The following is an 11,864-nucleotide window of genomic DNA, read 5'->3' as shown; positions in this document are numbered from 1 at the left end:
GATTGATTATTTCCCTTCGGCTTTATGTTGCTACCTATCCAAATAAATCAAATGAACCACTAAACCACTCGTTTAATTCTGGAAAACACGAAACGTGAAGATAAAAATCACTGTTACTGATTGTTCATATACCCAAACTACTTGGAGTTGCAGGTAGGCGGCAAGTGAGTGAACCCCCATGAGCATAGATAACTATGTGATTGGGGCGAACGAACGTAGCCAACACCGCTGCAGCTTCAAGTAGGAAGGGTATATCGTTAAAACAAAATCCGTATAGATAATACGTATCCATAGAAATCGTCATTGCTGAGCTCCTACCCTAAGTCGTTTATTTAAGTAACCCTGTTAAACAAGGCTATGATACTCACGATTGAAATAGACCAGATTCGACGCTTGTTCCGTTTGACCGACTCCGAGCACTTCACAGAAAAAGACATCATGAGTTCCCACTGAAGTACGTGAAGAAATGCGACAGTCAAACACGGTTGATGCCGCATTTAACGCTGGCGAACCTGTGACAAACTGCTGCCATTCCACCGAATCAAAACGTTCTGCTTGATTGAGTTTGCTGGCGAACACACCCGATACCGTTTCTTGACCTGCTGCCAGGGTGTTTACGCACAGATACTCTGCTTTATCAAACAAGGAGAACACTGATGAAGAGCGATTTAAGCACACCAATAACGTTGGCGGAGCATCAGTCACACTGGTGACTGCGGTTGCAGTAAACCCAGCAGGTTTGCCATCTACCATAGTGGTAATAACATTCACTGAAGCACCAAGCCCAGACATGCCATCGCGGTAAAGCTTTACACCTTTGTCGCCAGTGTCAGCAAACGGGGTAAAGCTGAGTTCATTTTCGTTTGCTAACGCAAATGGAATATTGATAGCCAAATTAGACATACAAACACGCCTCTTCTAACGCTAAGCGAGGTAGACGACCATACAACTTAGAAGCGTCTCCATAGCCAATATTGATGATTAAGTTGACGCTCCAGCTTGTACCTGAAAAAAACGCTTCATCCACCGCTGCTGCGTCAAATCCCGAAAGTGGCCCCGTATCGAGTCCCATCGCCCTCGCAGCCATAATCATATAAGCCGCCTGCATAGAGCTGTTTCTCATCGCAGTTTCAGACGCAAGCGCCTCGCTTGAGGTAAACCAGCTTTTCGCATCACCATGAGGGAAAAGTGTTGGTAAGGCGTCGTAAAACTTGCGGTCATAAGCCACTAATACCGTCACGGGTGCGGTCATGGTCTTTTCTAAATTACCGCTCGACAGTGTCGGAGCTAAACGCTGCTTTCCTTCTTCAGAGGTAATAAAAACAAAGCGCGCAGGAGAGCAGTTTGCCGACGTCGGCCCTAAACTGGTCAGTTGATACAACTGTTCAATTTGCGCTTGGCTGACTTTCTTATCCAACCAGCCGTTGTGCGTTCTCGCTTCTGTAAACAGTTGCTTTAACGCTGACGAATCCATCGTCTCGTTCATTCAGATTTCTCCTTAAATCTCGTTGTAAAAATCAAGCATCGTTTTATTAAACGTCACAGGGTCGGAGACATTGCAGGCGTGCCCCCCTTTCTCTAATAAATAAAACGAAGAGTGGCTGAGTTTTTTATGTAACGTTTCTGAGCAGGAATATGGCGTGCGACGTGAAGTCGTATGAAGCGCTGTTCACCGCTTAACGAGTGAACCATCTGTATCACCAGATGAACCTAGGAGCCTGAATAAAGTAGCGGCTCTGACAATGTAACGAAGAATGGGGTGATCCCGTTCGGGGTCGAAACCGTGAGGGGACGGCTCTCCTGATAACCACGAATCGGGTGAGTGCTAGGTAGTCAGTATGATGAACATATGTGAATCTGCGTAAGGGGCGTTATCCTTGCAAGCAGCGGAAGTGGTTAACACGCTGTAGCCAAAAGGCGCGAGAGTTGGAAAGAGATTGCCCCATGCTCTTTCGTGATCGTTAAGCTCTCCGCTCCATAGCAGGCATCTACCCTGACATTGCGCGACATACGGAACACGGTAAGCCTGTATCGCTCCCTTTGGGAAAGCCTCTGTGGCCGATAGTGATGCAGGTAGAGGATGTTGGAAAAAGCGAAAGCTGCATTGTAACGATGCAGATACAGATTCCTATCTGATCACGAAAGTGAGCTGACTTCCGACTGGTCTTCCGTTGCAAGAGAATTTGAAGAACTTTATTCAAGGAGATAAGCAAATGATGATTTCAAAAGAGATTAGTGCATCTCCTGACAGTGCTCAATGGCAATCCATAAATTGGAAAGTCGTAGAATCCCATGTATTAAAGCTTCAGATGCGTATTGCAAAGGCAACACGAGAAGGTAAACAAGGCAAAGCTAAAGCATTGCAATGGATACTGACTCACTCGCGTTCAGCAAAGCTTCTTGCTGTTAAGCGGGTATCACAAAACAAAGGCAGTAAAACGCCAGGAATTGACGGCGTTATCTGGAATACAGATACGCGCCGCATGAAAGCTGTCAATCAATTGAGCAGAAAAGCTTATCAAGCCAAACCGCTCAAGCGTATCTACATCCCCAAGAAAAACGGCAAGCTCAGACCACTTGGTATCCCCTGTATGATAGACAGAGCGCAGCAAGCGCTTCATCTTCTTGCACTAGAGCCAATATCGGAGACCGTTGCCGATCCCAATAGCTATGGCTTCCGACCTAATCGAAGCACTGCTGATGCGATTCAACAGTGTTTCATCTGTTTAAGTCAAAAGAAATCCGCGCAATGGATACTCGAGGGAGATATTAAAGCCTGTTTCGATAAAATTGGACATCAATGGCTAATCGAAAACATACCAGCAGACAAACGGATGCTGGGACAATGGCTGAAATCTGGCTATATAGATAAAGGATTGTTCTACCATACCGTCGAGGGCACACCGCAGGGCGGAATTATATCTCCAACTCTGATGTTGATGACTCTTGCTGGTCTGGAACAACGCATAAAATCTACCGCCCTCAAAAAGGGGGTGAGAGCCAACTTTATTGGATACGCCGATGATTTCGTCGTCACCTGTGCTTCAAAGGAGGTGCTGGAGAACGATATCAAACCGTTGATTGCTGAGTTCTTAGCGGAAAGAGGCTTAACACTCTCCGAAGAGAAAACGCACATTACCCACATCAGCCGTGGTTTTGACTTCCTAGGTTTCAATCATAGGAAGTTCAAAGGAAAACTGCTCATTAAACCGAGCAAATCCAACACTCTGATGCTCTTGAGTAACTTGCGTGAACTAATCAAAAAGCACGCAACCATCCCCGTTAACGATTTAATCAAGTTGATAAATCCGAAACTCAGGGGCTGGTCGAATTACTATCGACACTGTGTTGCTAAACAGATATTCGGATATGTAGGTCACAAGCTATTTCACGCGTTATGGCACTGGGCTAAAAGGCGTCATCCGACTAAGTCTAGAACTTGGATCGCCCTTAAATACTTCATCAACCGTCAAGGTCAATGGCAATTTCACGGTTGGCAGAAGCTCATGAATATGGATTGTCAGTTCAATCTGTTTCAAATCGCCAAGGTGCCAATAGAGAGACATGTAAAAATTAGGAGTGCCGCAACGCCTTTTGACCCTCAATACCAAGAATACTTGGCAAAGAGAAAGTCAAAGAGGCAATGCCGTAACTCTTGGTATGAGCCTGCTCTCGCTGCTTTGTAAGTTGCTGGGTGCCAATCGGTGCCTTCGTGAAGGCTTGAGCCTAGTGCGGTGAAAGTTGCACGCTGGGTTCTTAGAGGGACGACACTTGGTAACAGGTGTCGTCTACTCGACACCAGTAAATCATCACAGCTTGCGATAACACCTGTAACACAACGTATCGAATCAATATTTTCAGAGATATCGAAACTTTCCACCGCCGCGATTCTGCTCAGTAAGTTGTCTTGATTGAAAGGCGAAGAAAGAACCTTATCCGCTTCTTCCTTCAACAGAGCAGCATGGTTCTTCATCCATTCCGCAGGATACAAAAACAGTGGCTGTGCCTTAAAAAACATCTCTACACCAGAATTTCGCAGCAGCGATTTTCTGATTTCAAAGCACAGCTTGGTGTGTTCATCGGTTTTATCCCAAGCGTTAATGAGCAACAAACTTGAAACTCTGTTTGGAAACTCAGCCGCGAGTTGTAACCCCACCAAACCACCGAGCGCATGACCAATAAAATGAACGCGTTCGCTATCTGTTTGATCCAGCAAGGTGACGACTTCCTTAGCCATGTCCGCGATACTGTAACCTTGCGGAATATCGCCTTGGCTTTGCCCTGTCCCCAAGTGGTCATACACAATCACTCGAAAGCGACTTTTCAACTGTGGCAACTGATGATGCCAATAGCTGTGCGAACCACCCAAACCAGAGGAGAGAATCACCGTCTCTTTGTTTCCCTGACCATCGTCATGAATTTCGTAATACATGTGCTGCTCTACCTTTCGAAGCATTGAGTCAAAGCAACTCAGGCTTTACCAACGTGTGCAATAGACGCAATTTCGATCAACGCTTCTTCTTTCACTAAGCCACATTGAATGCAGTAGCGAGCCGGTTTTTCACCCGGAAAGAAATCCGCATACACAGCGTTAATCGCAGCGTAGTCCGCCCAGTTTTTAATCATGATCATGTTGAAAGTCACGTCATCCATTGTGCCGCCAGCTTCTTCAACAACACTGCGAATGGTGCTGAGCACGTGACGCGCTTGCGCTGCTGCATCTCCCGGAAAAACCACGTTATTTTCACTGTCAAAAGGCAGTGTTCCTGAAACATACAACACTCCATCTGCCATAGAACCTGGCACATAAGGGGCAAGCGGTTTTCCTGTTCCAGCAGGAAGTACGGTTTGTTTAGGCATAGTAATCTCCTTATTTAGCCAAAGCGTTTGAATAATCTTCCAGCGTTGTTACCCATCCGAAGAAAGTTCGGATGTTGAGTAACGCTGCATCGTGCGCTGAGCGCGGTCCCGCCTGATGTGTGGCATCAGAAAGCACGACACCAAAGTATTCGAGATGGAAACCATCACGTAATGTCGATTCAACGCAGACGTTGGTAGCAATGCCGGTAAAGACGAGATTGCGAATGCCGCGTGAGCGCAACATGGTGTCTAAGTTGGTATTGAAGAAACCGCTGTAGCGAGTTTTTGGAATAATCCAGTCCTGTTGCTGCGGTTTGATATCGTCGACAAGTTCGTAATCCCAGCCACCTTTCGACAGGAAGCGGCCAGAAAGCTCTGGCTGCTTACGCATGGTTTTCAAAGCATTCGACTTATGCCAGTTTGGCGAGCCTTCACCACCCGCTTCGACGTAATTGCTGTCCCAACCGTTTTGTAGAAATACTATTTGGATTCCCGCTTTGCGCGAGACATCGATGGCTTTATTAATGTTTTCAATAACAGAACCCGTACAAGAAACATCAAAGCCCGCTAAATCCAAATAGCCTTCTTTGCTGGCATATGCGTTCTGCATATCCACCACAATCAGAGCGGTTTCACTCGGTTTGATGGCAAGTTTTTCAGGCTCGGTGTTGAGTATTACCTGCGCAGATTCACCCGTGTTCAGAGAGTAGCCAGAAATAGACTGCTTGATCATGCTGCGTATTCTCCTTGAACTGAGATATGTTGACGCGTTTTCATCAGTGGCTGAATTCTTTCGCCAAACGCAGTTACCCCTTCAACAAACTCATCGAAAGTCAGCAATACGCCGCCCGTGCCTTCTACTTCATCCACTTCGTCCAGCAAACGGGCAACAGTTTCGTAAGACCCAACTAAAGTCCCCATGTTGATATTGACCGCTGAAGTCGGGTCCGACATTTGGCGCACGTTAGTATCGCTACCAGATTTGGTATCCTGCGCAGCTTGAACGCCCAGCCACTCCAACGCTGCGTCATCTTTCCCTGCTTTGTAGTGTTCCCATTTCGCACGCGCGGCTTCATCTGTTTCGTCAGCAATGATCATAAACAGAACAAAAGAACTCACTTCACGCCCTGTTTTTTCGGTTGCTTCAAGCAGACGACTTGCTTGCGGAGCGAACGCTTTAGGCGTGTTTACACCCTTACCAAAAATGAAGTTGTGATCGGCATATTTGGCCGAGAATGCCATGCCCGCATCACTAGAACCGGCACAGATGATCTTCATTTTTTCCTGAGGTTTAGGGCTTACGCGACAGTCTTCCATAGTGAAATAGTCACCTTTGAAATCCGAAGATCCGGTATCCCATAAATCGCGTAGAACTTGTGCATATTCAGAAAGGTAATCATATCGAGAAGAGAAGAACTCATCGCCCGGCCACAGCCCCATTTGCGTGTATTCCGGCTTTTGCCAACCTGTCACCAAGTTAACGCCAAAGCGACCATGAGAAATAGAGTCAATGGTAGAAGCCATACGAGCAACAATCGCCGGCGGCAAGGTTAAAGTTGCTGATGTCGCGAACAATTGAATTTTAGACGTTACCGCAGCAAGGCCCGCCATTAAACTGAATGACTCTAGGTTGTGTTCCCAGAACTCTGTTTTTCCACCAAAACCGCGTAGTTTGATCATCGATAGAGCAAAATCTAATCCGTAATGTTCTGCTCTCAACACAATCTCTTTGTTCAGATCAAAAGTCGGCATGTATTGAGGTGCATTTTCCGAGATCAACCAGCCGTTATTTCCAATAGGAATGAAAACACCAATCTGCATATAAAACTCCTTGTAATTAACCATGCATACATTTACTTCCTCGCATTGATCTAAATCAAAGTTTGTGCCAACAATTTATTTACTTTAATTAACAATTAGTTAACGTACTTTACACTCAAAAACCAGACCATCTGGTCTGTTTTGAAACATCTGGAATGGTGCAAAAGCACTAATCAAGTGCACAAAAAACACTCAACGCGCGTACAAAAGCAAACGAGAATTTGTAGCAAAACGAGTAGATTTATAAGTACAGATGAGGAGTGAAATGACAGATAAAAAGAAAGGAACAAGGAAAGAAAAAGGTCACCCTTTTGGTGACCTCTCCAAGCTGAAACTGCTGGTATGAAAAGCGCTTACTCAAGCGTTAAGCAATGCCATTAAAGATGATGTTTTGGATTGACTGGCAAGTATCTTCAAAAAATTTCTTATTAGTCAGATCCTTACCTGTAATCGCCTTAACCTGAACACTAAAATCCGCATAGTGCTGTGTGGTCGACCAAATAGTAAAAATCAATTGTGTTGGATCGACAGGCTTAATTTTGCCTTGGCTTATCCAACGTTCGATGACTTTAGATTTCTCTTCAATGATGTTCTTCAAATCACCATTTAAGTAGCTTTTAAGAATCGGAGCGCCTTGAATGATCTCCAAGCAGAACAGACGCGAAGCTTGTGGCTGGTCTCTAGAGAGTTCCAACTTAAGGCGGATATAGTTTTCTATCGCGGTTTTCGGGTCATCCACTTCGTCAAAGCCAGCAATCGGTGCAAGCCAGTCGTTAAGGATGTTCTCCAAGATGGTTAAGTAAAGCTCTTCTTTACTTTTGAAGTAGTAAAACAGATTGGTTTTAGAGATATCAGCACTGTTGGCGATCTGTTCAATCGTTGTTCCGTGAAAGCCATATTGTGAAAACACAGCCAGCGCCGTTTCAAGAATAAACTGCCTTTTATCGTCAAACTTCTTTCGTCTACGAACTCCGGGTTCTACCGTTGATCGACTTTTCTTTAACGTGCTTACTTTCGTCCCTTTTAGCGATATACCTGCTTTAGCCATACGTCTTCCTGACACCTTCTCAATACTGCCCAATGAGAGCCATACTAGCATCTTCAAATCGAAATGTGTTTTGGATATGTATACATAAAATCACGTATTCAAGAATCCACAAACTACATCCCCCTTAAACAGCCAACTTTAAAGCCGTAATAATAGAGGGTGCGTACTATCGACAGAAATGCTATTTTTTGCATCTATTATGTAAAAACAAATATCAGAACATAGCGAAAATCATGGACAGAATTTGGCGTCAATATATGGAAGTGGCCTCGTGTAAAAATGTCAGTCATGCTGCAAAAAAACTCTGCATCAGTCAGCCCACACTCACCCACAATATGAAAAAGCTGGAAGCCGAACTTGATATTGTACTGTTCAACCGTTCATCAAAAGGTATCACGTTAACAGAGAGTGGTGAGTTACTGCTTGAACAAACTCGAATCATGCAGCGCCTTTATGACAACACTCTGAGTAAGCTGGTCCATATTAACAAACGTCAAGAACGAGAGCTGAAAGTTGGTACAGGCCATGCTTGGTGGCACCTTTTCCTTCGAGAAGCCGTAAAAGATTACCGTCAAAAACACCCCGGAGCCAATATTACTATTGATGTAGGAAACCATTTACCACAGATGGACTTGCTGCTGAGCGGTGATATCGATTTATTCATTGGGCATGAAATTACGGGGTTAAGCCGAAAGGCAGAAGTGAAATTTCTCCCGTTGCGTATGACCGAAAACAGTGTTTTTGTTCGCAAAGAGCATCCACTGACTTACAAAGAAAGCTGCACTCTTCAAGATCTCGTCGAATTCCCTACATTGGAAGTGAAACCGAGCGAGGACCGATATCAACATCTGATAGAAGATCCTCAAGAGATCAAACTGTACCGCTCCATACATCAACTGACTGAAAAAATAATCTATGCCAGCAATTCACTCAGTGTCAGTATGGACCTAGTCAAAGACAGCAACGCACTGCTGCCTTTTCCTGAAGTCATGGCGGACTATTTTTCTGATTTTGGGTTAGTCCCATTACCATTGAATGAAACGTACTCAAAAGCATCCTTCGGTATCTACCTGCTTAGAGAGTCCAGTGAAGATAATCATATATGCGAGCTCGTGGCGCTGATAAATCATTATATTGATGAAAAATTTGGTTATCTTAAAGCTGCAAACTAGTTCTAAGTTACCTGCTGAAAACTACTTTCAGTAACTGTTGCTGAACCTTTAGTGCACGCCAATTTTGGTGATAACGGCTCTGGGCAAAACGCTAGGTTCGTGAAAGAATACAAGCCATCGAACAACTGCATTTCACTGGAACAAGCATCGGATACATGCACCAAATCAATGAGTTCTCGGTCCGGTAATTTTAGTTCACTCTCAAAAGCGAAATGACTCTCGTACTTATAGCTTCCGTTCATATCTAGAATATTTCGTTTGGTCGTCACGGTTAAACAGGACTCACTTCGGGAAAATGCATAGCAGATAGCGTCATTTCCAAAAGGATAATATTCAATCTCACTACCGACATGAAGTGACAACGAGAATCTAGTGATACCGACTTGAAAATCACTTGATAGGTGTAGCTCATTGCCTTCACTTAATAAAATATTACTCTCAATATCCGAAGATTGTGCATCTAGCCACTGATGAGGGAGCTTGCTAACCAAGCGTAGCCCATCTTCTTGGTTCGTTAACTCTAGTTCTCTCGGAACACTCATCGCTCCTCGCCAGTGGGAGGTAGGAGTACTGTCAGCGTATAGATTATTGCTCATCCAAGAGATAGCGATACGTCGACCATCCGCGACATCAGACCAACTTTGTGCTGCGTAGAAATCACGACCATGATCCAACCACAGGACAACTTCATTGGCGTTTACATTCACAAATTGATAGCCATCGAAGGTACCTACAAAATACTGAGTACCAGTTCCGCCAGTAGGTCCGCAATGCTGCACTCCGGCAACCAATACCCAATACGTTTTGTTTTCAAATGTAAGCGGAAATAGGTCAGGACATTCAAGAGCGCTCTCGTCATGAGCTCCAGATGAGGCACCAAACACACTGGATTTCTCCCAATTTTTCATGTCTGGTGAGCGATAAAAGCCAATATCCTGCCCTTCTGAAACGACCATGACCCAAGCATCTGACTCATCATGGCGAAACACTTTAGGATCTCGAAAATCAAGTAGCCCGGGATTCTCTAATACAAGGCTGTTTTCCTCCTTGATCCAACTTTTGCCACCGTCACGGCTGACTGCAACATGTTGGCTCTGAATCCAAGGAGAGCCGTCTTTGGGCTGAAAATTTGCGGTATAAAATGCAACAACACCTGGTTGAGTATTATGCGCATCAAAGAAGCCGCTTGAATTTTTCCAGTCAACAACAGCACTACCTGAGAAGCAGGCACCAGACCTATCCGGTTTTAAAGCAACTGGCATATGAATCCAATTTATAAAATCTTTAGATACTGCATGTCCCCAGTGCATGGGTCCCCACACTGTGTCAAAAGGGTGATACTGATAAAAGAGATGATATTCATCATTAATACAAACTAGGCCATTGGGGTCATTCAACCAACCGAAAGGCGGTGTAAAGTGAAATTTAGGGCGATAACTATCGCTGGTTAGAGTTCTCATCGAGGTATCCTTAAACCAATAAAAATTGGCCCGCAAAGAAAATTGCGGGCTAAAGCTAGTGGATAAATGAAAGAACGTTGATTATTTGATCATTTGCTTTTTGGCATCTTCAAGAGCAGCGTCTACAGTTTGACGGTCATCAACAATATTAACAATGGCATTCTTAACCGCCCCCCAGAACCCATTCATCTCTGGGATATTTGGCATAATTTCGCCATTAATTGCATTATCCATGGTCGCGGCTATACGCTGATCTTCTTCAAGTTCTTGCTGAAATGACTTCAGAGCAACTGCACCCAAAGCTGAATCGTTGTTAACGGTACGCAAACCTTCGTTGGTTAGTAGGTAGTTTTCCAAAAATTCAATTGCTAGATCCTGATTGGGAGAAGCAGTACTAATACCTGCCGCTAGAACACCTACAAAAGGTTTGGAATCTTGACCATTAAACTTAAGTAACTTCGTTACACCGTAGTTTACCCCTGACTTGTCCATATTTGCCCAAGACCAAGGACCGTTGATCGTCATAGCAACACGACCCTGGTTAAATTCAGCATCTGATACGGAGTAGTCCATATCTGAGGAAATGACCCCTTTACTGACGAAGCTTTTCACCAGTGACATCGCCTCTTTTGTCCCCGTATTCGCTACACCGGCATCCTTAATGTCATACCCTAAGGCAGTTTTTTTAAACGCATAACCACCATTTGCTGCCATCAAAGGCCAGGTGAAATACGGCTCTTTCAGGTTCCACATAATGGCTTTCTTGCCATCCTTTTGCAGTTGCTTATCTAGAGCTTCAATTTCTTCCCAGTTTTTTGGGGGATTAGGGAGTAAGTCTTTGTTGTAGATAAGAGATAACGATTCAATCGCGATTGGATAACCGATAATTTTTCCTTTGTAATCTACCGCGTCCCACGCAAAATCAACGATACCGTCTTTGGTGGCTTTTGAAGGTTTTATCTCGACTAGAAGACCAGCTTCAGCGTATCCACCAAATCGGTCATGGGCAAACAACATGATATCAGGGCCATCCCCTAGAGCTGCGGTTTGAGGGAAAATATCCTGCAAAGAGCCAGGATGAGCAACTGTAACCGGAATACCCGTATCTGCCTCAAAGCGTTTAGCAACTTCAGCCATTCCCTTGTAGCCTTTGTCACCGCTCATCCAAATTGTTAACTGCCCCTCTTCAATCGCTGCAAAAGAGTTAATAGGACTGATTGCTGCAAAGGTGCTTAGCGCAATCATGCTCAAGTTTGTCTTCTTCATCATTGGATTCCATTTCACGTATATTATCGGTATGCAAAAAATTCGGTTTTAAGACCACTGTTACTTGTATGTGAAACAGCCAACCGTCATTTCCCGTCCATAATAAGAAATCTACTCACGAGGATGAAATGCATATTTACCAGCACTTCCATAGAAAAATTCTATATCAAACCCAAAATTCGTGATCATTGATAAAGTACTCTTACATAAATGGGAGAAGTTCAATCTAAAAAGCGT

Annotated in this window: 11 protein-coding genes; 2 read left to right on the top strand and 9 right to left on the bottom strand. The window is 44.4% G+C overall.

What is annotated here, in order from left to right; genetic code table 11:
- Positions 1 to 345: 345 nt before the first annotated feature.
- Both P4S58_RS16780 and P4S58_RS16775 read right to left on the bottom strand, forming a co-directional pair.
- Positions 346 to 903 carry a flavin reductase gene (locus P4S58_RS16780; protein WP_337164797.1) on the bottom strand — a complete coding sequence of 186 codons (558 nt, stop codon included), beginning with the start codon at positions 901 to 903 and terminating at the stop codon, positions 346 to 348.
- A complete protein-coding gene (locus P4S58_RS16775; protein WP_102953569.1) occupies positions 896 to 1,486 on the bottom strand; it encodes a malonic semialdehyde reductase in 591 nt (196 codons plus the stop codon). Before P4S58_RS16775 ends, P4S58_RS16780 begins: the two co-directional genes overlap by 8 nt.
- 727 nt (positions 1,487 to 2,213) lie before the next feature.
- On the opposite strand from P4S58_RS16775, the gene ltrA reads away from it, so the two are divergent.
- Positions 2,214 to 3,686: a group II intron reverse transcriptase/maturase gene (ltrA, locus tag P4S58_RS16770; RefSeq protein WP_337163954.1), complete on the top strand. Its 1,473-nt coding sequence runs from the start codon at positions 2,214 to 2,216 to the stop codon at positions 3,684 to 3,686.
- On the opposite strand, the gene rutD is transcribed toward ltrA, so the two are convergent.
- The 5 genes from rutD to rutR all read right to left on the bottom strand — a co-directional run bounded on the left by rutD (position 3,602) and on the right by rutR (position 7,780).
- Entirely contained in the window at positions 3,602 to 4,432 is an 831-nt protein-coding gene (rutD, locus tag P4S58_RS16765; RefSeq protein WP_337164796.1) for a pyrimidine utilization protein D, read from the bottom strand. The two genes, ltrA and rutD, sit on opposite strands and share 85 nt — an antisense overlap.
- A 38-nt stretch (positions 4,433 to 4,470) precedes the next feature.
- The gene (rutC, locus tag P4S58_RS16760) at positions 4,471 to 4,860 is read right to left on the bottom strand and encodes a pyrimidine utilization protein C (RefSeq protein ID WP_042481033.1); all 390 of its coding nucleotides are present in this window, start codon (positions 4,858 to 4,860) and stop codon (positions 4,471 to 4,473) included.
- A gap of 10 nt (positions 4,861 to 4,870) precedes the next feature.
- Positions 4,871 to 5,593, bottom strand: a complete 723-nt coding sequence (rutB, locus tag P4S58_RS16755; RefSeq protein ID WP_337164793.1) for a pyrimidine utilization protein B — start codon at positions 5,591 to 5,593, stop codon at positions 4,871 to 4,873.
- Positions 5,590 to 6,681 carry a pyrimidine utilization protein A gene (gene rutA / locus P4S58_RS16750; protein WP_042481038.1) on the bottom strand — a complete coding sequence of 364 codons (1,092 nt, stop codon included), beginning with the start codon at positions 6,679 to 6,681 and terminating at the stop codon, positions 5,590 to 5,592. The genes rutB and rutA overlap by 4 nt, the downstream gene beginning before the upstream one ends.
- 364 nt (positions 6,682 to 7,045) lie before the next feature.
- Positions 7,046 to 7,780: an HTH-type transcriptional regulator RutR gene (rutR, locus tag P4S58_RS16745; protein WP_337164792.1), complete on the bottom strand. Its 735-nt coding sequence runs from the start codon at positions 7,778 to 7,780 to the stop codon at positions 7,046 to 7,048.
- A gap of 182 nt (positions 7,781 to 7,962) precedes the next feature.
- Between rutR and P4S58_RS16740 the strand changes: the two genes are divergently transcribed.
- Positions 7,963 to 8,901: a LysR family transcriptional regulator gene (locus P4S58_RS16740; protein WP_337164791.1), complete on the top strand. Its 939-nt coding sequence runs from the start codon at positions 7,963 to 7,965 to the stop codon at positions 8,899 to 8,901.
- A gap of 2 nt (positions 8,902 to 8,903) precedes the next feature.
- Here the strand turns inward: P4S58_RS16740 and P4S58_RS16735 are convergent, their stop codons facing one another.
- Complete coding sequence (locus P4S58_RS16735; RefSeq protein WP_337164790.1) at positions 8,904 to 10,361, bottom strand: glycoside hydrolase family 32 protein; 1,458 nt, start codon at positions 10,359 to 10,361, stop codon at positions 8,904 to 8,906.
- A gap of 81 nt (positions 10,362 to 10,442) precedes the next feature.
- Complete coding sequence (malE, locus tag P4S58_RS16730; protein WP_373279430.1) at positions 10,443 to 11,630, bottom strand: maltose/maltodextrin ABC transporter substrate-binding protein MalE; 1,188 nt, start codon at positions 11,628 to 11,630, stop codon at positions 10,443 to 10,445.
- Positions 11,631 to 11,864: the final 234 nt, after the last annotated feature.

It is taken from the genome of Vibrio sp. Hal054, assembly GCF_037162405.1.
Classification (GTDB): Bacteria; Pseudomonadota; Gammaproteobacteria; order Enterobacterales; family Vibrionaceae; genus Vibrio; species Vibrio diazotrophicus.
This window is presented reverse-complemented; position numbering and strand designations above follow the sequence as displayed.